Source organism: uncultured Aquimarina sp. (assembly GCF_947492115.1).
In the GTDB taxonomy this organism is placed as follows: Bacteria; Bacteroidota; Bacteroidia; order Flavobacteriales; family Flavobacteriaceae; genus Aquimarina.
In genome coordinates, this window is the sequence record NZ_CANLMM010000009.1 from 19,701 (window position 1) to 43,323 (window position 23,623).

The following is a 23,623-nucleotide window of genomic DNA, read 5'->3' on the forward strand; positions in this document are numbered from 1 at the left end:
AATATTTCCAATGATACACAACAATTATATAATTACTCTTTAATTGTTACAATAACCTAATACAAAAGGGGTGTTTCCTTGTAAATTCTTTGCAAAGATTCTATTACCTTTGTAAAAAAATTTTGTGGGGTTAATTACACTAAAAAACATCAAGGTTTATGCATATCATGGATGCCTTGTAGAGGAGAAAAAAATTGGTTCTGATTATAGGGTTGATCTAAAAGTTAAAGCTGATTTAAACACATCAGCTCATTCTGACCAGCTCTCAGATACTGTTGATTATGTGCATCTTAATCTTATCGTAAAAGAAGAAATGGCTATACGTTCTAAACTACTAGAACATGCCGCAGAACGAATTTTAAATCGTATATTAGAAGAGTTACCATTGGTGGAAAAAGCCACGGTAGATGTCTCTAAAATTAATCCACCTATTGGCGGAAATGTACAAATGGTTACAATTACCAGAAGTAAAAAAAGATAAATACATCTGAAGTATTCATAAATTTTTTTACATTTGCCGTCTAAGATCAAAAAGGGTGTCGTGGCCGAGTGGCTAGGCAGTGGTCTGCAACACCATCTACAGCGGTTCGAATCCGCTCGACACCTCAAAAAAAAGTCCTGTTAAAATAACAGGACTTTTTTATTTAAAACCAGAATCTGGTGTAATTTTCTCTATTCTATCTTGAATTTTCTGCTCCATCGTATCAGGAAGCACTCCTTTTACAATCAAAAAAATTCCAAAAACAACCATAATCATACTAATACTTCTTTTGATTAGGTATGTCCGCTTTGGAGTTAGTTTTCTTTTTAGTCTTTTTGCAAGTAACATTTTAAGTATATCAACAAATAGATAGGTAATTAAAACCATTGCAAAAAATACAATGATTCTATTTGTATTCATGTCCATCTGAGGTCCAGCTACTACAATAATGCCAATCCAAAATCCTAAAACACCAATATTGATGAAGTTTAATAAGAACCCTTTTATAAACAATACTAAGTAATTATTCTTATTAATAATTTCTACGGAAGTATCTCTAAGCTTATTGTAATTTTTTCGTTCCTTGATAAAAGATATAGCACCATAGGTCGCTAAAAGCATACCTCCAAATACAAAAAGTGCAGGATCATCCTTTATTTTTTCTAATATTTGATTGGTACTAAAATATGCAATTAAAATGAAGACAATATCTGCAAAAATAACTCCAAGATCTACAGCCAATGCTGCTCTAAACCCCTTGATTGCCGCAGTTTCTAATAAAACAAAAAAAACAGGTCCAATTAAAAAGGCAAGCACAAAACCTAAAAATATTGCTGCTTGAGCATCTTGAAACATAGAAAAGTAGATATATTTCTTACAAAGTTAGAAAATACTACTTAGTTTACCTCTATAATTTTACCACCAAAAACTTTTTTTCCATCTACTTCCTTCGGATTTCCATAAATTCTAATTGTTCCACCAGCAGCAGTATTTGCTTTTACATATTCACTTGCATTAACATTAGCTCTTCCTCCTGCACTAATTTTAACCTGAGTACTTTTTGTTTTTAGATCTTCTCCCATAAATTGTCCACCAGCTTTTACAGTGACTTCTTGCTCATCAGCACTACCTTCTAAATGCAATCCACCGCCACTAACAGCTCTAGCTAACAATCTACCAGTTTTAATTTCAGCATAGATATCACCACCTTCTTGCGCTCGTAAATCTAATTCATCTGCAGAGATCATATCTTTCACCATAATCTTTGCTCCTTCATTCACATCTAACTTTGATATTGACTTATAATAGACAATTACTTCTGTATCATTATTATCCCAAGTATTGCTTAATGACATTTTTATTTTTAATACTTCATCCTTAAGCACTACATCTACTTCTCTTCTACTAATCCCCGAAATTTCAACCTTGTTTTCTGAACCCTTCAATAATTTTACTTCGATCTTATCAAAAACTTTTAGTTCATTAAAATCACCTACATTTTTAGTGATTACTTTTTGCGCTTGCAGTCCTGATACTACCAATAAAAATGTAAGAATTATTACTTTTTTCATTTCCCTATTACTTTTAGATTTGATAATTGTGTGATTTTTATTTAATAAACGATTATTACGTTTATTTTATTCTAATTCTTCTTTACTACCAAGCAATGTAAAATCTAAATGCCTCTTCACTAGATCTGCATTCTTAACTTTTACATACACTTCATCTCCTAACTGATACATTTTTTTAGAACGTTGACCAATTATAGCATATTCATCCTGATCAAAAATATAGTGATCATCATTCATGTCTTTTAATCTGATCATTCCTTCGCATTTATTACTTATAATTTCTACATAAATCCCCCATTCTGTTACTCCAGAAATTACACCTAAAAACTCTTCATCTTCATGATCTTTCATGAATTTGATCTGCATATATTTAATAGAATCTCTTTCTGCACTTGCAGCTAAATTCTCCATTGAGCTACTATGATTACACTTTTCTTCATATTCTTCTTCTGCCACAGTTTTTCCATTATCCAAATAATGTTGTAACAAACGATGTGCCATAACATCAGGATATCTTCTGATCGGTGAAGTAAAATGTGAATAATAATCAAAGGCTAATCCATAATGTCCAATATTATGAGTAGTATATTCTGCTTTACTCATACTTCGAATTGCAAGGGTATCAACCAAATTTTGTTCTTTTTTTCCTTGAACATCTTTTAACAAACCATTTAATGATTTTGTGGTTGTTTTTCGATCTCGCAAATCCAACTTATATCCGAACCTTCCAATTATGTTTTGTAAAGCAGCAAGTTTTTCATCATTAGGTTCATCATGTACTCTATATACAAATGTTTTCTTTGGATTTTGTTTTCCAACGAATTCTGCGACCTTTTTATTAGCTAATAGCATAAACTCCTCAATAAGCTTATTAGCGTCCTTAGAAGTCTTAAAAAACACTCCTACTGGGTTATTTTCTTCGTTTAAACTAAATTTAACTTCGACTTTATCAAAAGAAATAGCTCCTTTCCCCATTCTTTGAGTCCGCATTATTTTTGCTAATTCGTTCAATTTTAATACTGCATCAGCTATTTTTTGATCCGCACTATATGCATTTCCAGTTAATGAAATTTCTTTCGGAATACTGTTTTTACCAGTCTCGATGATATGTTGTGCTTCTTCATACGCAAAACGTGCATCTGAGTAGGTTACTGTTCTCCCAAACCATTGTTTTTTAATTTCTGCCTTGTTATTTAATTCAAAAACAGCAGAAAACGTATACTTTTCTTCATGAGGTCTTAACGAACAAGCATTATTTGATAATACTTCTGGTAACATGGGAACTACTCTATCTACTAAATACACCGATGTAGCTCTTTCATAAGCTTCATCATCCAGAATAGTTCCTGGTTTTACGTAATGAGAAACATCTGCAATATGAATTCCTATTTCGTAGTTTCCATTTTCTAATATTTCAAAAGAAAGTGCATCATCAAAATCTTTAGCATCTTTAGGATCGATAGTAAACGTTAGCGTTTTACGCATATCTCTCCTTTTTTTGATTTCTGATTCCTGAATGGAAGTATCTAGTTCATTTGCATAATTTTCAACTTCAGATGGAAACTCATAAGGTAATCCATATTGGGCTAAAATTGCATGAATTTCTGTATTATGTTCCCCAGGTTTACCAAGTACTTTTACTACTTTTCCAAATGGAGAATCTGCTTTTTCTGGCCAATCTTCAAGCTTTACTAAAACTTTATCTCCGTCTTCAGCATCTTTTATCTTGTTCTTAGGGATAAAAATATCTGTATACATTCTAGAATCTTGTATATTTACAAATGCATAGTTCTTCTGTATTTCTATAACTCCAACAAACTCATTTTTACTTCTAGAAATGATTCTAGAAATTTCTCCTTCGCTCTTACCTCTGCGTTTTCTTTTGTATACATAAACCTCTACTTCATCACCATTTAGTGCTTTGTTAAGATTATTATTTGGTACAAAAATATCATCCTCTAATTCCTCTACAATCACATATCCTGTTCCTTTAGAAGTTAATTCTAATACTCCTGTATAAGTGTTGATATTAGGAACTATTTTGAATTTTCCTCTATCTACCTCTTCTATCTCTTTTTTAGCCGCTAATTGCGTCAACTTTTTAATTATTTGATTTCTACTACTGGGATCATCTACCCCAAACTTGGCGGCAATCTGTTTATAATTAAAAGTTTTGTTAGGTTCTGATTTAAGTATCTTAAGTATTCCTTGTGTGATGTTTTCAATTTTGGGAGACTTTTTCCTTCTTCCTCTTCTTCTTTTTCTTTTCATTAATGTCTTTTAAATTTTATCATATAAAATTACAGCTTATCTTTTTAGGTTCACTGTTTTCTATATAAACTTTTATTTAATATTAAATTTTATTCTTGTTTAAAGTTAAAAAAATATTATATCTGTAAATCAAATGTTTACGTTTAAAATATTTAAACAAATCTTATTATTTTTCTTAAAATTTACTTAATTTTAAAATACGAAGATTGTTATTTATTCGTTTGGTACTAAGTAGTATGATACCTAAAGTCAAAAAAATTCATAAGATAATATTTCTGTTTACCCTAATATTCCTATTAGGCTTATATTATGCTACAGTATATATTGGAAACACAATGGACGAACATACAGATACCAATAAAAAATCAGAAATAAACGGTACGATCTTATCCGATAAGGAAGCAACACAAATCAACTAAGTCTTTTTTTAGATAATTTGTATATTGTAAATCATCAATTATCTGGACTTTTTTCATGAAAGATTTTATAACTATAGCAACCTTTACATATCCAAACGATTATGCAATATTACGACTTCTTTTGGAAAGAGAAGGAATTTCTTATTTTTTTGAGAATGAAACAATGATTGGCGTATTTCCATTTTACTCAAACGCTCTTGGCGGAATCCATCTAAAAATCCATCCAAAGGATAAAATTAGAGTTCAAGAAATCATAGATGATCTTAACACAAATTCTCATCTAAGAATTATCTAGTTTTATTATCCATACTTTTTATAGTTTTCAACATATATCATATATATATCTTTTTCTTTTTTTAAAATTTAAAATAAAAATGATGATTATAATATAGTGTTGATAGCGGTATAACTTTTCTATTTTTTTTTTGCTTTTTAAGTTAGATTGATTTTTCAGAAATATATTAACAACATATAAAAAGGTTAAATACTTGATAATCTTATTAGAATTAATTTTAATTAACAGATGTTCATAGTTTATAAACACATCTTTTTATTGATATTTTTGCATAAAAATCACAGTTGATAACAATAAATTAATGTTTAAAAACTTCACAAGAAAAAGTCATTAATAAATTTTGATTTGATGTCAAGACCTTTGTATTCTAATTTAAATTAAGATGTCCAAATAAAGTTTCTTTAATTTAGCAACTATTTATTCACATCCAATGTTAACAGAAGGTAAGGAGTTATTAACATTGGGGTAACGTTAAGGTAATTTATTGATTTTTTGAAGTTTACTTTTTTTGTTTGAAGTATCTTTGTTTTCAAATTATAAATCTAGAATCTTTAATAAAATAAAAATTTAAAAGTTGTGAAAATAGCTATTGGAAATGATCACGCAGGAACTGAATATAAATTCGGAATAATAACTTATTTAAAATCACAAGGAATAGAGGTTGTTAATTACGGAACAGATGAAAATAGTAGCGTAGATTATCCAGATTTTGTTCATCCGGTTGCGAAAGATGTTGATAATGGAACTGTAGATTATGGAATACTTATTTGTGGAAGTGGAAATGGTGTTTCTATGACAGCAAATAAATATAAAAATGTGAGAGCTGGTCTATGTTGGACCAAAGAAATAACGGAATTGACCCGCTTACATAACAATGCTAATGTGATTAGTATACCTGCTAGATATACTTCGTTACCACAGGCGGTAGAAATGGTTAAAACGTTTTTAACTACTGATTTCGAGGGTGGAAGACACGAGAATAGAGTTAATAAGATCTCTATGTGTTAATCATTTTCTTTTATGAGCGATATAAATTTTGAAATTAAGCGTTTTGATGGATTGTCAACTCAGGAGTTGTATAAAATTTTGCGCTTACGCGCAGAAGTCTTTGTTGTTGAACAAAATTGCGTTTATCAAGATATAGATAACAACGACCAAAAAGCACTTCATGTTATAGGTTATAAGAACGATGATATTGTGGCATACACAAGAATATTCGATGCAGGTGATTATTTTGATGAAAGCAGTATTGGTAGAGTTGTAGTTTCAGAAAAGGAACGAAAATATGGTTACGGACACGATCTTATAAAGCATAGTATCTCAGCGATAAAAGAGCACTATAAAACCGATAAAATAAAAATTTCTGCCCAATGTTATTTGAAAAGATTCTATGAAAAACATGGATTTATACAACAAGGTAAGGAGTATCTAGAAGATGGAATTCCTCATATAGCAATGATAACTTCATAAAAAATAAAACCCAGCAATAAAGCTGGGTTTTTATATGTTTACTATGAAAGTGTACTAACTATTTTAATATACTTTCATACTTAGATTTATTACCTAATATTTCTTTACTTTTTTCAATTTCAGGATTATTATTGATATAATAGTTATACAATCCTTCTCTATACGAATAACGTTTTACAATTTCGTCTGTAAGCAAGTTTGCAATTTCAGTTTTATAAGTATCTAACCCTTTTGCCTTAGAGGTTTTTATTGTAGCAAGTAATGCATTATAACTTTCTTTAATATCGGTATCCAGCTTGTCTCTTCTAGCAACTTCTAATGATTTTTTTAAAGATTTTTCTGTTGCTGTTTCATAATCAAAACCACTTTCTTTTACGAATTTTTTAAAGTCTTCATAATCTTTATCGGTAAACTTAAACTTGTTAACATCCATGTTCTCATGTTCATAATAATACTTTGTACCATAATCAAATATTGCGTCTGATTGTAATAATGAAGTGGTTATATTACTAAATTTAGAAGTTTCCATTTCGATATCTGGTTGTATTCCTCCTCCATCATAAACGGTTCTTCCATTTTTTGTTTTAAAAGCTTTAAAATCTTTTTCACTGATTCGAACTGCTTTATTGTTTTCATCTCGATTCCAATAATCCAATGCTTGAATACATCGACCACTTGGTGTATAGTATCGGGAAATAGTAATTTTAAGTTGCGTACCGTACGTTAATTTTTTTGGTCTTTGTACCAATCCTTTTCCAAAACTTCTGGCTCCTATTACTACTCCTCTATCTAAATCCTGGATACTTCCTGCAACAATTTCACTTGCAGAAGCGCTTCGACCATTTACAAGTACTACTAAAGGAATTTCGGTATCAATAGGAGTTTTTTTAGTAAAGTATTCCTTATTGTATTTTTTTACCACAGATTTTGTAGTTGTAATTAACTCTCCTTTGGGTACGAAAATATTCGTTACGTTTATAGCTTCACTTAATAAACCACCAGGATTTCCTCGAAGATCTAATATAATCTTATCAGCTCCTTTAGCTTTTAAATCTTTTAAGGCAGCTATAGTTTCGGATGAGGCTTTGTTATTAAACTTTGATAATACTATATATCCAGAATTATCATCTAGTAATGTAAAAAATGGTACTGCTTTTACTTCTATTTCTTCTCTGGTTAGTGTGGTTGTCTTAATTTGATTTTGTCTTCTGTAACTAATTTCTACTTCGGTACCACTAGCTCCTTTAAGAAGTTCTCCCGCATCTTCTTCAAAATCTGACACTGTAACATCACCTATTTTGATTATTTCATCTCCGGCTCTTAGACCAGCTTTATCGGCGGGATAATCTTTATAAGGTTCTACAATGATTATTTTATCTTTCACTGTTTTTACAGAAGCACCAATACCTGTATATTCTCCTGCATTTCTAATTTTAGAAGCTTCTACATCCTGTTCATTCCAATATTTGGTATATGGATCCAAATCATCTAGCATTGCCTTTATAGCAGTATCCATAAGTTCAGCAGGATTGGTTTCATCTACATAGTTCATATTTAATTCTTTAAACATGGTAGTGAAAATTTCAATCTGTTTTGCTATTTCAAAAAAATCAGATTTAAAACTAACAGTAGAAAATAAAATGGCTACGACAAGGGTAGAATAAAGGATTTTCTTTTTCATACTTTTTATTTTTTTAATAAGTGAAAGGATATTAAAGCTAAGAAGTCTCTATTTCCTTTACAACAAACTTTTGTAGTATTTCTTTTATTTTAGATTCTATTAATATATAGTCAGGCATTTCTTTTCCTGTATACAAGAACATAAAAGTAAAGTGATGAGAAGTGTTATTGATCACAAGATACTTATTTTTTCGATAACTTTCGCGCAACAAACGTTTTATACGATTTCTTTGTACAGCTTTTTTAAAATTACGTTTACTGACCGAAACTGATGTTTGTATCGAAGACTCATTTTTAGATGAAGTTTTTCTATATATGAGACGTACAGGATATCTAGCAATAGATTTGCCTTCGGAAAAAATTAAATCAATTTCCTTTTTACTTTTCAATCGTTCTTTAGCGCCAAAAGTTGCTGTCATATACTGATAAATGTACTGATTTAAACGTTATTTACAATTATAAACCCAGAATTGACACGATCAATTCTGGGTTTTATCTTTTAAAAACAAATTTAATATTTACGGTTGTGTTGAAGAATATTCATTATTCTTTTTGTCTACGTCTGCCATTTGCTCGGTAATATCAATTTTCAAGGATTTTATGTCAGATTTAGGTTTAGAAATACTAAATGTATATGTTGGGTGCGTCCATGTCCAATCCGACAGAACAGCTCTCTTTGTTTTAGGAAAAGGGTTTGCTTTTTCTTTTCTCATCATTCTTAAAGGAATATAAAATGATTCTTTACTACCATCGTTATATTCTACATAAATATCTATAGGCATTGGCATTAGTCCTAAACGTTCTAAGGTTACTGCGGTGGTATTTCCTTTTTCCGAAACATCTTTAATACTATAATCAATAGTATTTGTAGTTTGTGTCCAATCAGTTAAATACCAATCCAACTGCATTCCTGAAACTTTCTCCGCAATACGTTTGAAATCATTGGGTGTAGGATGTTTAAATTTCCATTGATTATAGTATTTTTTAATAGTTTTGGTTAGGTTCTCTTGTCCAATAACATATCCAAGTTGTGCCATAAAAACGGCACCTTTTGCGTAAGCAGATGCCCCATAGGCTCCGTTTCTAGAGAAACGATCAGCATGAGTAGATTGCGGTTGCTCTATTCCGGATGTGGCTAATTGAAAATATCCTTGATACATACCTTTCATAGGATTTGGTTTGTTTTGCTCCATTACCTTATCCATCGCTAAAGTAGAAATATAACTTGTAAACCCTTCGTCCATCCATTCATGTTTAGCTTCATTTGTTGCTAAAATATGCTGAAACCACGCGTGTGCCATTTCATGAGCCGTTACGCCAACTAAACTACCAAAACTTCTTTTTCCGGTTATTAATGTACACATCGCATATTCCATTCCACCATCTCCTCCTTGTATTATCGAATATTGATCGTATGGATATTTTCCTATAGTAGTACTAAAATAGTTCATTAAATCTACTGATTTAGGCTGTAGCTTTTTCCAGTTTTCTATAAATGCTTTATCGTCACTTTTCTTATATAAGAAATGAAGAACAGGACCATCAGGAACTTGTACAACGTCATGAATATATTCTGGATCTGCTGCCCACGTAAAATCATGAACATTTGGCGCAATAAAATGCCAAGCAAGCTTTTTTCCTTTTTGTTTTACTTTGGTTCCAGGTTTTTCATATCCGTATCCAATTTCTTCTGGGTTTTGAAGATACCCAGATCCTCCGAGAATATAGTTTTTATCAATGTTAATAGTTACGTCAAAATTACCCCAAACACCATGAAATTCTCGTGCTATATATGGATCTGCATGCCATCCTTCGAAATCATATTCGGCAATTTTCGGATACCACTGTGTCATAGACAAGGCAACACCTTCTTTACTATTACGTCCAGATCGACGAATTTGATTTGGAACCTGACCGTTAAATTCCATTGAGAATGTTACCTTTTCTCCTGGTGCAATTGCTTTATTGAGTTGTACCTCTAAAATAGTTCCCGCAACCTCATATTGTACTTTTTTTCCATTTTGCTTTAAAGAAGATACTTTTAGATACCCTATTTCTTCTGGAGAAAGCTTACTAATTCTATCCATTACCCTAGGATCTGGATCAGCAATATTTCGGGATCTTACATCCATTTCGCTTCCTGGTTGGAATGCATTGAAGTATAAATGATAAAAAACCTGATTTAAAGAATCTGGAGAATTATTGGTATAAACCAGTTCTTGGGTTCCGGTATACTGGAAATTTTTTACATTCATATCCACGTTCATTTTATAATCAACGTGTTGTTGCCAGTAGCTGGTGTTATTTTGTGCCGTAACACTGAAAATGGATATTAAAAATCCAATGGAGATTATTTTAGAGATCATGTTTTTTTATTTTGATAGTTTTTCAGCCAAAATAAGGGCGTTATATAGATTAACCATTTTACCGGATTTGGATAATTCGGTAAATTTATCAGACTTGATACCGTCTGATCCTACTACAACAGTTGCAGTTGTACTTAAACCACTATCCATTAAAATTTGTTTTACTTGTGTGGCCTTTAATTTAGGATAATAAGATCTAATTAATGCTGCCACACCAGATACCGCAGGAGCTGCCATTGAGGTACCCTGGAGATATTCATACGAATTTGATGGAGTAGTAGCCCATATTTTTACTCCTGGAGCAAAAGCATCTACATTACTTTTTCCGTAATTAGAAAAGCTTGCCACTAAATTAGAACCATACTCATAATTCAAAGCACCGATGGTAATAAAGTTATTAGAAATTTCAGAGGTGTTATCCGTTTGATCATTTGGATACACTGCTTTTTGATCTAGATCTAAACCTTCATTTCCTGCAGCATTCACAATTAAAACATCTTTTTCTCCTGCGTATTTTATCGCGTCTCTAACCCATTCTGGATGTGTAGAGTAGTATTTTCCAAAACTTGTATTAATTACCTTAGCTCCATTATCTACTGCGTATCTTATAGCAAGTGCAATATCTTTGTCATACTCATCGCCATTAGGAACGGCTCTAATAGCCATAATTTTTACATTTTTAGCAATTCCATTAACTCCTTTTCCATTATTACGTTCTGCTGCAATGATACCAGACACATGTGTTCCATGTTTTATTCCTTCTTTATCTGGATTAGGTCCCATGACATTGTTATTTCCGTAATTAACATCCGAAATATCATCTACATTATCTTTTACGATTGTTCTTCCATCAAAGTCTAGGTTTAGATGATAGTTTAGTTGTTCTGTAAAGTATTCGATACCACCTTCTAAATTATGAATCAAATCTGGAATTGTTTCTCCTTTTTCTAAAAAACCAAACATTTGAGATAACAAAGCAACATGTTGTTGCATTTGAGGGGTTTCAGCTTTTACGTTTAATAGTTCGTTTTGACTATAATCTTCTTTTCCCAAAACTTCGGCTATTTTTTGATGAGAAGGTTTTACCTGTTGCACGATCTGCTCATATCGTGTTTTGGTTCCAACAGCTTTTTGATATTCTTCTTCTAGTTCTGCTTTGGCGGAAATATATGTTTGATATTCTTCCTTGTCTGAAGCGCTTACTGAAGCAAAGTTTTTCCCTTCAAATTTTGGTTTTAGTTTCTTTACGATTCTAGTATATTCGAGGTTTTCATTTTCAGAATCTCCAAGAAAGTTCCAACCATGGATATCGTCAACATACCCGTTTTTGTCATCATCTTTACCATTATTTTTAATTTCTTTTGGATTCGTCCAGATAACACCATCTAAGTCTTCATGTTCAATATCAACACCGCTATCAATCACAGCAACAATAACGGTTTGTCCGTTTTTGTTTTTGAGTAATTCATTGTAAGCTCTATCTACACTCATTCCGGGAATTGTGTCTGTCTTTAGATCCGCAGAATTCCAGTTTTTTAATTGTGCTTCTGTTAATACAATATTTTTTAGAGGAACTGTGTCAATATTTTCTATTGGAGTAGAAATTATTGTAGGAGCACCACAACCCACCAATAGCATTGATGAGGCAACAGAAGCAAAGATTATTTTATTAGACTTGGGGTTCATAGCATTTTTAATTAAATATTTCATTACAAGTAAATGTTTCTTTATATCGTACACCTTTTTCGGTTTCCTGTACAGTTATTATTTCGTTATGAGCATCATGTTCCATAAACAAATACCAATTATTTTTAGCTGCATTTTCCAAAAATAGTTTTTTCTCAGGCAATGTTAATAGCGGTCTGGTATCGTATCCCATTACATACGGTAAAGGTATGTGACCTGCAGTTGGCAAAAGATCCGCCATAAACACAATGGTTTGATCTTTATAGGTTATATGTGGAATCATTTGTTTTTCTGTATGACCATCAGCAAATAGCACGCCAAAACCTAATTCAGTTTGTCTCTGGAAGGCCTCTCCTGTTCTAGAAATGAAATTAAGATGACCGCTTTCCTGAATTGGTAATATGTTTTCTGATAGAAAAGATGCTTTTTCTCGAGCATTAGGTTCGGTGGCCCATTTCCAGTGATTTTCATTACTCCATACTTTTGCATTTTTAAATGCCATTTCGTAACCCGTTTTATCTTTATTCCATGTTACGACACCTCCACAATGGTCGAAGTGTAAATGGGTAATAAATACATCGGTAATATCGTCTCTATGGAATCCCTTTTCTTTCAAAGATTTATCTAAATTATCATCTCCCCACAAGGAGTAATAACCAAAAAATTTATCAGATTGTTTGTCTCCCATACCAGAATCGATAAGAATTAATCGATTTCCTTCTTCTATTAAGAGACATCTGGCGGCAATATCTATTAGATTGTTTGCATCAGCAGGATTCGTTTTATTCCATAAAACTTTTGGAACAACACCAAACATTGCTCCTCCATCTAGTTTAAAGTTTCCTGCTTTTACAGCGTGTAATTTCATCTATTGATATGATTAATTTTAGAAATCAAATTGACTCATCATATATTCTAAAGTGGGTTCAAAATTTTTGCAAAATAGAAAAAATGTTAAGGATCAGTATTTAATTTTTCGACTTTTTAACAATCTTTCTAGGTTTTACTGCAATAATCATAAAATAGGTCCTTATTTATATACGTTTTTTGCGAAAGTAATCCATCAGATCACTAAAGTTGTTATTTGTAAAAAATGTTAGGAAACCTTTTAAGCGATCATAAATTTGATTTGCGCTATGAATTTCTAAAAAAAATCTCATATTTTGCTAATCGTAACACTTATAAATGCAACATGGTTGAATTAGCCGGTATTATTATTTTAGGAATTTTGGCACAATGGGTTGCTTGGAAATTTAAAATTCCTGCAATATTACCTCTTATCCTTATTGGCCTCTTAGTAGGTCCTATTGCTACATTATATACTGAAGACGGCACAAAACTGATACAGCCTATTTATAATGGAACCGAAGGGCTTTTTCCTGGAGAGAGTTTATTTTATTTTGTATCCTTAGCAATTAGTATTATTCTTTTTGAAGGAGGATTAACGCTTAGAAGAGATGAAATTCTTAATGTAGGCCCAGTAATCCTGAAGCTTATTACTGTTGCTGTGGTGGTAACATTTTTTGGAGCAGGATTTGCGGCGCACTATATTTTTGATCTTAGTTGGCCAATTTCCTTTTTATTCTCATCTCTAATTATTGTTACGGGTCCAACAGTAATTACTCCTATTCTAAGAAATATACCTCTCAAAAAAGATATTTCTGCAGTTCTAAAATGGGAAGGTATTTTAATTGATCCGATAGGTGCTTTAGTTGCGGTATTAGTTTTTGAATTTATTAGTGTAGGTGAGGGAGAAGCTTTTACCAAAAAGGCGTTTATAGAATTTGGTAAGATTGTTTTGTTTGGTTTCACATTCGGTTTCACATTTGCGTATGCTTTAGCTTTTGGAATCAAAAGAAAAATAATTCCACATTATCTATTAAATGTTTTTACTCTTGCTGTGGTTCTTGGGGTGTTTGTATTATCGGATGTATTTGCTCATGAGTCTGGTTTATTATCTGTGGTAGTAATGGGTATGGTTTTAGGAAATATGAATCTTCCTAATTTTGATGAATTGTTATATTTCAAAGAATCATTAAGTGTATTATTGATTTCGATCTTATTTATTCTTCTTTCTGCAAATATCAATATTGAAGAATTACAATTAATATATAACTGGGATGCTATTTTACTTTTTGCCGCTGTTGTTTTTATTGTAAGACCTTTGGGTGTTTTTCTGAGTTCGATGAACTCGGGATTAAAAACAAACGAGAAATTATTTATTAGTTGGGTAGGTCCTCGAGGGATAGTTGCTGCTGGTATTGCATCGTTATTTGGCTTGAAATTAGCTAAAAATGGTATTCCGGAAGCGGAGTATATTACTCCTTTAGTCTTTATGATCGTTTTAGGAACCGTTCTTTTAAATGCTACTACTGCAAGATTATTTGCCAAAGTGGTAGGTGTATTTTTAACGAAATCTGAAGGTATACTCATCATAGGAGCTTCTAAGGTTTCTCGTTTGATTGCTTCATATTTAAAAAAGAATCAACGCCATGTTGTATTAGTAGATAGTAACAGAGAGAATATAAAGAAAGCTAAGAGCCTTGGTTTAGAAGCGCTAGAAGGAAGTATTTATAATGACCAATTAAAAAACAATATAGAATTAAATGATATTGGATTTTTAATGGCGCTTACTGGTAACAGTGATATCAATAAGTTTGCCATTCAACAATTTAAAGATCAGTTTGGCGAAAATGGATCATTTAGACTAGTAAGTTCTGAAGAAATGAATGATCCCGATAATAATCCGGATGAGGGATTATTTTCACATACAGATGATTACAACACTTTAATGAATCTAGCAGAAAAGTATCCAAGTATTCAGGAGATTAAAATTAATGATGGAGCGCAATACGATTCATTAATTGAATTGACTAAAGAAGATGAAGATATTATTCCTCTCTTTATTAAAGGACCAAATAATTCTATAAGAATTATTTCAGCCTATAGCGAAAAAATGGAACAAATCGATGAGGGTAGCTTCTTAGTTTATATTGGAAAACCAATAGATGTAGAAGAAGTTGGTTTAATCGACAAAAAGTAGGAAAATTCGATAAAATACTCATAATTAACAAAATATTTTGTTAATTATAAAATATTACTCTATATTCGCTCACATTTAAATTTTAAAACCCAAATTATGAAAAAACTTATGTTTGTTGCCGTTTTCGGTATGGCTTTAGGATTCACTTCTTGTGGTGAGGACGATGTTGTTGATTTCGTTTGTGATGCTGTAGTAGAGGAACTTAGAGCTGACGTAGATTCAGCATTTGCTGATTGGCAGGCAGAAGAAACTCCAGCAACTTGTAGTGCGTTAAAAGACGCAATTGATTCTTTTAGATCTAGTGATTGTGGTACTGCTGATGCTTATGCAGCGCAAAGAGATGCTTTACCTGAAGATTGTTCAACAGCAGGTCAAGGAAACTAAAATCTATATATGACATTAATGAAAAAGGAGGCAATTGCCTCCTTTTTTTATACCTCTACTTTTCTTATCCATTAATTATTTTCTTTTATAAGATATACATAGACCGGGAAGTGATCACTATATCCTCCTGTATAAGCTCCATTTGCAAAACTTCGGTACGGATAACCTTTATATCTTCCTCTTGGATTGGCAAGATAGTTTTTATTAAAAACTCCTGCTTTATAATATCTGTAAGAGCTGTAGTCTTTATCTAACAGTCCCTTAGAAACAATAATTTGATCAAAAAGGTTCCAACTATCTCTCCAGGCAAGTGATCCAATTCCTTTTTTAGACATATTATACATCGGATTATATAAGCCTTTTAGTTTTACGTCCTTTTTCTCAGATTTTGCACCTAATACTTTTTTCACACTATCATTATCTGGATCATCATTCAGGTCGCCCATTGTAATTATTTTGGCGTAGGGATCAATATCAAATAAGGAGTCAATAATCTTTTTGTTTAAAGCTGCAGCCTCCTCTCTTTTATATCGACTTCGTGCTTCTCCACCACTTCTAGAAGGCCAGTGATTCACAATGACATGTATTAAATCACCGTCTAAATATCCGCTTACCAGTAATTGATCTCTGGTATACACTCGCTTTTTAGCATCATTATTACTATAAATAAGCAATTCATGCACACTAGTATTCACTGGTCTAAATAGAGATTTCTGATATAATAGTGCCACATCAATACCCCTTCGATCAGGTGAATCAAACTGCACAATTCCATAGTCTTTTGGTAGAAGAACAGGTTCATTTGCAAGATCTTCCAAAACTTTTCTATTTTCAATTTCTGCAACTCCTAAGATCGCGGGAGCGTTTTTTGTTACGTCAGCACCTATTTCAGAAATGACCTTGGCCATATTTTTTAGCTTGTCCTTATAAATTTCTTCTGTCCAATGATCTTTTCCATTCGGAGTACGATCATCATCATACGTAATAGGATCATCCAGAGTATCAAAAAGATTTTCCACATTATAAAATGCAATTGTATTAACTTTATATGTTTTCTTTTCTTGAGAAAGAACAGTAAACAAAGGACTAAGCACAAAAGCAAAAATGAATAAATATTTTGCGTTCATTATGTAATTGATTATTAACTTATTGTAAAATACATTCCAAAATTTGAGCCAAAATTAGCTTTTCTATTTAAAACATGTACTTTTGCGCGGCAGAAATGTTAATTTTTTAACTAAAACAATTATTGAATGAAAGTGTCACAACTCAAAAAGAATCTTTTCTTTTTAATGATTTTTTTAAGTTCTGTTGCTATGACTAATGCTCAGCAAACAGGATTAAAGGGTAAAATTGTTGACGCATCTACCAATGAAAATCTAACTCAAGTACTTATTACAATTGAAGGAACTTTGCTTTCTGCAACGACTAATAATCTAGGGGAGTTTGATTTTGGAGGCGTACAACTACCATTAGGAGAACAAATAGCAGTTATATCCAAAGATGGATATATCACTAAGCGTTTTCCTATAATTATTAATGAAGGAAGTGTGTTAGATCTAAAAACGATAGATCTAAATTATGATGTAAATCAGGAACAAATCCAAATAGGTACGATAAGCCTTACGGATAACGAATTAGACGATGGTGATGACGATGCATCTGCTAATGTATCGGGATTATTACAAGCATCAAGAGATGTATTCCTTAGTGCGGCAGCGTTTGATTTTAGCGCTACATTTTTCCGCCCAAGAGGTCTTGGTAACGAAAATGCCAAGGTATTGATCAATGGAATTGAAATGAATAAACTGAACGATGGAAGACCACAGTGGAGTAACTGGGGTGGACTAAATGATGTTCAGCGTAATCAGGAATTCTCCATGGGAATTTCTGCCAATGATTATACTTTCGGTGATCTGGCAGGATCGACTAATATTATTATGAGAGCTTCTCAATACAGACAAGGAGGTCGATTATCTTATGCAGCTTCTAATAGAAGTTATACCGGTAGAGTAATGGGTAGCTATAGTTCTGGATTAATGAGTAATGGTTGGGCATATACCATTTCTCTGGCTAGAAGAATGGGTAACGAGGGATATATCGAAGGAACCTTATATGATGCTAATTCTATCTTTGCAGCCGTAGAGAAAAAAATTAATGACCAACACAGCATTAATGTAACTAGTTTTTATACACCAAACAGAAGAGGTAGATCGACTGCAATTACCGAAGAAGTTTTTAGGCTAAAAGGAAGACAGTATAATCCAAACTGGGGATATTTTGATGGTGAAAAGAAAAACTCAAGAGTTCGAGAAATAGAAGAACCCGTTTTCATGTTAAATCACTTTTGGAATATCAGCGATAAAACAACGTTAAATACCAATATAGGGTATCAAACAGGTAAGATAGGAAATAGTCGAATTGATAACGGAGGTACAGAATTAGTTACTTTTAACGGAGTAGATACTTACTCTGGTGGTGGAGCCAGTAGAGATACTAATCCAATTCATCCTAGTTATTTACCAAGTTCTTTTTTAGATGATCCAAACCCTACACCATTAGATTTTCAAAATGCATTCTTAGCTCAACAAGAATTTGTAAGAAACGGGCAGTTGAACTGGAATCAGCTAATACAAGCGAATCAATTAAATGCCCAAAGAGGTGTTAATTCTACCTACATATTATATGAAGATAGAATAGATGATACGCAATGGACTTTTAATTCGATATTAAATAGCCAATTGACAGATAATATTACATTAAATGCTGCTGTAAACTATAGAACCTTAAAAAGTGAGAACTTTGCAGAAGTAACTGATTTATTAGGCGGAAGAGGTTTTTTAGATGTCGATTTGTTTGGAGCTCAACAAGATAATGATGTAGCTCCAGAAAATAGACTTAATCCAGAACAATTAGCTGATCGAGCGCAAAGTGATTTACGAAATCGTAACAGAGTTGTTGGAGTAGGTGATCGATATGACTATAATTACGAAATAGATGCTGATGTAGTTAGTGGTTTTGCACAAGCACAGTTTAAATTTAATAGAGTAGACTTCTTTTTGGGAGGTAATGTTTCTCAAACGACTTACCAAAGAAACGGATTATTTGAAAATGGATATTTTCCTGGTGAAGGACGTTTAGGATCTTTTGGTAAGAGTGATAAGTTAGAGTTTACGAATTATGGTGCAAAAGGAGGTTTTACTTATAAAATCAATGGTCGTAACCTTATTGATATTAATGGAACATATTTTACAAAAGCTCCAACGATTCGTAACTCTTTTGCAAATTCTAGACAAAACAATAGAACTATTGCTCAGTTGATAGAGGCTGAACCTACAATTTCTGGAAGTCAGGAAAGTGAAAAAGTTCAATCTTTTGATGCCAGTTATATCTTAAGAACCCCGAAATTAAAAGCAAGGTTAACAGGATATTATACGAAAATACAAGATGCAACAGAATTATCTTTCTTCTTTACGCAAGCTATCTCTGGATCTGATGTTGGTTTTGTTCAGGAGATTCTTACAGGTGTAGATAAGCAACATATAGGTGCTGAATTAGGTATTGAATATCAAATTACTCCTACGATTAAATTAAAAGGAGCTGCTGCGATAGGACAGTTTACATATGCTAACGATCCTGATTTGTTTGTGGCAAGTACCAGTAGTGATTTCTTGGGAGAAACTACAGGAGATTTGGACAGAGTGCGTTACTTTGGAAAATCTTCTCTAGAGGATTATCGTATTGCTGGAGGACCACAAAATGCAGCGCAGTTTGGTTTTGAGTATCGAGACCCTAAATTCTGGTGGTTTGGAGCAACAGCAAACTATTTTTCAAATGCATATATAGATGTAAGTCCGTTTGCAAGATCATCGAACTTTAATCAAGATGTAGATGGATTACCGTTTAACGATTATGATGAAAACATTGCAAGAGAATTATTAAGACAAGAACAATTTGATGACTATATTCTTGTAAATGCGGTAGGAGGTAAATCTTGGAGAGTAAAAGATTATTATATAGGGTTCTTTGCCACTATCAATAACATATTTGATAAGGAATACAGAACAGGAGGTTTTGAACAGGCTAGAAATGCAAATTATAGATTAGCATTAGAAGAAGCTCAGCGCGACACACCTGTTTTTGGACCAAGATATTTCTATGGGTTTGGTACTTCATACTACCTAAATGTATATGTAAGATTTTAATGATGAACACAACAAAAAAATATTATAAAATGAATTCAATTAATTTAAAGAAACTAATAAGCGTTTTAGTTTTAGCAGTTACTATTACTGCTTGTGTACAAGACGATGATTTTAGAACACCTGCGTTGGTGATAGAGGAGCCTGATTTTCCAGAGAACAGTACGTTTGTTCAAATTGGTGGTATTTTAGGTGATTTAGCGCAAGCTCAAAATGATGATGGTCCTGATGCTAAAGTTACTTTTGAAGTAGCCAACCAGTATTTAGAAGGTTATGTTGTGTCTAGTGATAAAGCAGGGAACTTTTTTGAAGAATTTGTAATTCAGAACTCACCATCCTCTCCTACTGCTGGATTAAGAGTTTTGATTGATGTAAATCCGTTATTTACAAGTTATGAATTTGGACGTAAAGTATTTATCGATTTAGAAGGGTTATCAATTGGAACAGAAAATGGAGTAGCAACACTTGGGGTGCTTTCTGGTGATGAGGTAGATCAGATTCCTTCGTTTTCACAGGAAGAGAGAATTCTTAGATCTTCCGAGGTTGCAGAAATTACACCTTTAGAAATCACGTTCGAGGAGTTTTCTGATGATTTAACTAATTTATACGTACAGATTAACAATGTACAGTTTAATCGAAATGATGTACTAGGAAATGACCCTTTAACCTTTGCTGGAGAACCTAGCGATGAGTTTGATGGAGAAAGAAACTTAGAAAGTTGTGATACGGGTGCTACCGCTGTATTAAGCACAAGTACTTTTGCTGATTTTAAATCATTAACATTACCAACACAACAAGGAAGTTTCGCAGGAGTTTTAACCAAAAACTTCTTTGGTGACACCTTTAATTTAGTGCTTAATGATGTTACAGGATTAGCATTCGATAATGAAAACCGTTGTGATCCTAATGTATTAGAGTGTGATGGAACTAGTGGTGGTGCCAATGTAGTTTTCGAAGAAGACTTTACAGGATTAAGCATTAGTGATTTAGAAGGTGCAGGATGGTTAAATGTAAATACGACTGGTGGAAGTTTAGATTATGTGGTTGGTAGTTTTAGCGGTAACCAATACGCGCAAATCTCTGGATTTAACTCTGGAGAAAGTCCATTCGAAGTTTGGTTAGTAACACCACAAATTGATCTTACAGCATCTTCTGCAGAAGAGCTGTCATTCGATATCCAAGCAAATTTTGATAACGGTAATATTCTTACAGCATTTATTACGGATAATTTTACAGGGGATGTAACCACTACAGAGTGGACGCAATTAGATGCATCTATACCTACTGGACCAAGTGGAGGTTTTGGAGATTTTGAAGGTGTCGGACCTATTAATATATCTTGTATTGATGGTAACGTTCGTATTGCGTTCCGTTATGCAGGAGCCGATCCTGGACCAACAACAAGATATCACATCGATAACATTGAGATTTCAGGAAACTAAGAGTTTCTTTGTTTACGACAACGAATAATAAAACTCCCTTAAGAAGCTTCTTAAGGGAGTTTTTTAATGGTTTAATACATGTTCCGTTAATAATCAAAAGTTACAGTGTAAGCACTATTATTTTTAGTTTTTACACGGAATCTAAACTGGTAACAAGGATTCTTAGTGTGAGAGAAACTTTGATTGTTAGAAATTAGTTTCCACTCATTTTGAATAGTAGCCCAACTACTGTTGCTATATGCTTTATACTTTAATCCATAATATACCCTTCTCCAGAAGTTATGTCTTGCAATCTCCGCTATTTGAGCTTGATTTACAGAGCTATAGTGCGTATAGTATTGCCAGCTAGCTTTGGAAGCATTTGTTTGAGGGTGATTAAAGTTGATCGCATATTTTGAATTTGGATTCGCTTTTGTAAGCTGTACTAATTCAAAGGCGATATCATTACCAGTTTCTTCAAAAGAGGCATCTTTAGCATCTCCCTCTTCAGAATCAATAGTAGTTTCTGTAAGATCCATGATGTTATGACGTACTAGGCTCTCTTTTAAAGTTTCATTAGAATGAATTTCCATTAAACTAAGGTTTTCAGTAGAATAATTGGTTAATGCTGATTGGTTATTTGCATAAATTCTTACCACTCCAGTACTACCTTCTTCTGAGCTAATCGTGACATCTTTTTGAAAGTCATAGATGTCTTTTAAAGAAAAATCAGATGTTATTGCTGATTCATCTATGATTTCATTGGATTCGTCCTTATCACAGGAAGCAAAGAATAATAATCCAAAGATTGGTAATGCATAAAATAACTTTTTCATTTGTTTGGTTTTTAAGAATAATTAATTGACTTGTTTAGCTTTTTGATACTTAGTATCCTTATTTTTTACTGTTTAATTGAAAAGAAGATTATTGTTATTGAAACTTCTTTTGGCGCCATTTGAGCTTCTTATCCTATGAGATGGATGATCTTAATACTATTCTTTTCATTTTAAGTAAAATGCGAACTCATAATTTTCTTTTTGAATTCGGATTCAAAAGTATAGGGGTAGGTATAATCAGCAAAGGAGATATTTTGTTTTGCGGAAATTTCCGCAAAACAAAATATTGAATATCAATTATTTAAGAATAAACAAAGGGTTTGTTACCAGAACAAAAAGGGGTTTATGTCCCGGCGTTTTAAAGTGAAATAACTTTATAGAAAAAAGGTGTTTGTTGGGTGTTTTTGTATGGGATTTACATATGATGTTTTAAATAAATGTAAACAGGAAAATGATCGCTATAACCTCCTTTATATTTTCCTCCAGCATATGTTCTAAAGGGCTTGCCTTTATATCGTCCTTTATAGATTTTAAGGAAGCTATCATCAAAGATATTAGCTTCGGCGAAACTATGTGTTCCTTTTTCGAACTTATGGAAGTTATTGCTAAAAATGATTTGATCAAATAGATTCCATTGGTTTTTATAGTTTAATGTTCCACGAAATCTAGTGTGTAATCTTTCCATTGGATTATAGAAATCATGACCAATAAGATGTTGTTTCACACTTTCACTACTAGGGTCATCATTAAAATCACCCATGATAATAATCTTTGCATTTGGATCTTTTTCGGTAATCCGATGAATGATTTCACGGTTTTTTTCTGCAGCGGCAATACGTTTATAAGCTGTTAATTCAGCTCCATCTCTTCTAGATGGCCAGTGATTTACCAAAATATGAATTTCTTCGTTCTGTAGTTCTCCCGTTACCCACAAAATATCGCGAGTAAAATCTCTTTCTCCATGATCATTCATTACTAGTAAAGGAACACTTTCTGAATATGTAACCGTAAATTTTTCTTTTTGATATAATAAACCAACATCTATTCCACGTTCGTCAGGAGATTCGTGATGGATTACACCGTAGTTTTTATGAATCAGGTGCTTTGTTTTTACAAGATCTTCTAAAACAGCTTTATTTTCTACTTCAGCTACTCCCAAAATCACAGGAGCCTTACCAGACTTAGCAAATCCAATATTAGAAATAGCGGTTCCAAGTTTAAACAGCTTCTTCTCATACCTTTTTTTATTCCATCTTTTTTCAGAATCCGGTAAGAAATCATCATCCAAAGTGTTAGGATCATCTTTGGTATCAAATAAGTTTTCTAGATTATAAAAAGCAATGGTATGTAGGTTTGTATCTTTTTTTTTGAAATAAGGTTTAGAAGACATGAAATAAAAATTTATTGTAGAGGCCTAAAGTACAAATTCAAATGCATACAATATTGTACCTTTGTAGATTAATTGTTGAAACAGTACGTAAGAAGTAGATCGCTGAAA

General features: G+C 32.4%; 19 protein-coding genes and 1 tRNA gene. 9 read left to right on the forward strand and 11 right to left on the reverse strand.

The window, feature by feature from the left end; genetic code table 11:
• Positions 1-124: 124 nt before the first annotated feature.
• Positions 125-481: a dihydroneopterin aldolase gene (gene folB / locus Q1A73_RS20830; protein WP_299609700.1), complete on the forward strand. Its 357-nt coding sequence runs from the start codon at positions 125-127 to the stop codon at positions 479-481.
• A gap of 54 nt (positions 482-535) precedes the next feature.
• Positions 536-606 (forward strand) — tRNA-Cys (locus tag Q1A73_RS20835).
• Positions 607-640: 34 nt separating this feature from the next.
• On the opposite strand, the gene Q1A73_RS20840 is transcribed toward Q1A73_RS20835, so the two are convergent.
• The 3 genes from Q1A73_RS20840 to rnr form a co-directional block, all read right to left on the reverse strand.
• Positions 641-1,336, reverse strand: a complete 696-nt coding sequence (locus Q1A73_RS20840) for a LysE family transporter (protein ID WP_299609702.1) — start codon at positions 1,334-1,336, stop codon at positions 641-643.
• A 41-nt stretch (positions 1,337-1,377) separates the two neighbouring features.
• Positions 1,378-2,052, reverse strand: coding sequence for a head GIN domain-containing protein (locus Q1A73_RS20845; protein WP_299609705.1), 675 nt, complete (start codon positions 2,050-2,052; stop codon positions 1,378-1,380).
• A gap of 66 nt (positions 2,053-2,118) precedes the next feature.
• A complete protein-coding gene (rnr, locus tag Q1A73_RS20850; protein WP_299609708.1) occupies positions 2,119-4,323 on the reverse strand; it encodes a ribonuclease R in 2,205 nt (734 codons plus the stop codon).
• Positions 4,324-4,797: 474 nt separating this feature from the next.
• Between rnr and Q1A73_RS20855 the strand changes: the two genes are divergently transcribed.
• From Q1A73_RS20855 to Q1A73_RS20865, 3 genes are all read left to right on the forward strand, one after another.
• Complete coding sequence (locus Q1A73_RS20855; protein ID WP_299609711.1) at positions 4,798-5,037, forward strand: DUF2007 domain-containing protein; 240 nt, start codon at positions 4,798-4,800, stop codon at positions 5,035-5,037.
• Between the two features lie 576 nt (positions 5,038-5,613).
• Positions 5,614-6,045: a ribose 5-phosphate isomerase B gene (rpiB, locus tag Q1A73_RS20860; RefSeq protein WP_299609713.1), complete on the forward strand. Its 432-nt coding sequence runs from the start codon at positions 5,614-5,616 to the stop codon at positions 6,043-6,045.
• Positions 6,046-6,057: 12 nt separating this feature from the next.
• On the forward strand, positions 6,058-6,507 hold the full coding sequence (locus tag Q1A73_RS20865) for a GNAT family N-acetyltransferase (RefSeq protein WP_299609715.1): 450 nt from the start codon (positions 6,058-6,060) through the stop codon (positions 6,505-6,507).
• A gap of 58 nt (positions 6,508-6,565) precedes the next feature.
• Here the strand turns inward: Q1A73_RS20865 and Q1A73_RS20870 are convergent, their stop codons facing one another.
• From Q1A73_RS20870 to Q1A73_RS20890, 5 genes are all read right to left on the reverse strand, one after another.
• On the reverse strand, positions 6,566-8,188 hold the full coding sequence (locus Q1A73_RS20870; RefSeq protein ID WP_299609718.1) for a S41 family peptidase: 1,623 nt from the start codon (positions 8,186-8,188) through the stop codon (positions 6,566-6,568).
• 37 nt (positions 8,189-8,225) lie between these two features.
• Positions 8,226-8,606: a ribonuclease P protein component gene (rnpA, locus tag Q1A73_RS20875; protein ID WP_299609720.1), complete on the reverse strand. Its 381-nt coding sequence runs from the start codon at positions 8,604-8,606 to the stop codon at positions 8,226-8,228.
• 99 nt (positions 8,607-8,705) lie between these two features.
• Positions 8,706-10,553, reverse strand: coding sequence for a M1 family metallopeptidase (locus Q1A73_RS20880; protein WP_299609722.1), 1,848 nt, complete (start codon positions 10,551-10,553; stop codon positions 8,706-8,708).
• Positions 10,554-10,559: 6 nt separating this feature from the next.
• A complete protein-coding gene (locus Q1A73_RS20885; RefSeq protein ID WP_299609725.1) occupies positions 10,560-12,263 on the reverse strand; it encodes a S8 family peptidase in 1,704 nt (567 codons plus the stop codon).
• On the reverse strand, positions 12,247-13,107 hold the full coding sequence (locus tag Q1A73_RS20890) for an MBL fold metallo-hydrolase (RefSeq protein WP_299609727.1): 861 nt from the start codon (positions 13,105-13,107) through the stop codon (positions 12,247-12,249). Before Q1A73_RS20890 ends, Q1A73_RS20885 begins: the two co-directional genes overlap by 17 nt.
• Before the next feature lie 324 nt (positions 13,108-13,431).
• Here Q1A73_RS20890 and Q1A73_RS20895 point away from each other — a divergent pair, with 324 nt between their 5' ends.
• Positions 13,432-15,282, forward strand: a complete 1,851-nt coding sequence (locus tag Q1A73_RS20895) for a sodium:proton antiporter (protein ID WP_299609730.1) — start codon at positions 13,432-13,434, stop codon at positions 15,280-15,282.
• Positions 15,283-15,378: 96 nt separating this feature from the next.
• Complete coding sequence (locus tag Q1A73_RS20900) at positions 15,379-15,666, forward strand: hypothetical protein (RefSeq protein ID WP_299609732.1); 288 nt, start codon at positions 15,379-15,381, stop codon at positions 15,664-15,666.
• Positions 15,667-15,737: 71 nt separating this feature from the next.
• Here Q1A73_RS20900 and Q1A73_RS20905 read toward each other — a convergent pair whose 3' ends face one another.
• Positions 15,738-16,793 carry an endonuclease/exonuclease/phosphatase family protein gene (locus Q1A73_RS20905; RefSeq protein WP_299609734.1) on the reverse strand — a complete coding sequence of 352 codons (1,056 nt, stop codon included), beginning with the start codon at positions 16,791-16,793 and terminating at the stop codon, positions 15,738-15,740.
• Between the two features lie 126 nt (positions 16,794-16,919).
• Between Q1A73_RS20905 and Q1A73_RS20910 the strand changes: the two genes are divergently transcribed.
• Positions 16,920-19,871, forward strand: a complete 2,952-nt coding sequence (locus Q1A73_RS20910) for a TonB-dependent receptor (RefSeq protein ID WP_299609737.1) — start codon at positions 16,920-16,922, stop codon at positions 19,869-19,871.
• A gap of 29 nt (positions 19,872-19,900) precedes the next feature.
• A complete protein-coding gene (locus tag Q1A73_RS20915) occupies positions 19,901-21,310 on the forward strand; it encodes a DUF5689 domain-containing protein (RefSeq protein ID WP_299609740.1) in 1,410 nt (469 codons plus the stop codon).
• An 86-nt stretch (positions 21,311-21,396) separates the two neighbouring features.
• Here the strand turns inward: Q1A73_RS20915 and Q1A73_RS20920 are convergent, their stop codons facing one another.
• Entirely contained in the window at positions 21,397-22,125 is a 729-nt protein-coding gene (locus Q1A73_RS20920; RefSeq protein ID WP_299609743.1) for a hypothetical protein, read from the reverse strand.
• A 415-nt stretch (positions 22,126-22,540) separates the two neighbouring features.
• Entirely contained in the window at positions 22,541-23,515 is a 975-nt protein-coding gene (locus Q1A73_RS20925; protein WP_299609746.1) for an endonuclease, read from the reverse strand.
• Between the last annotated feature and the right edge of the window lie 108 nt (positions 23,516-23,623).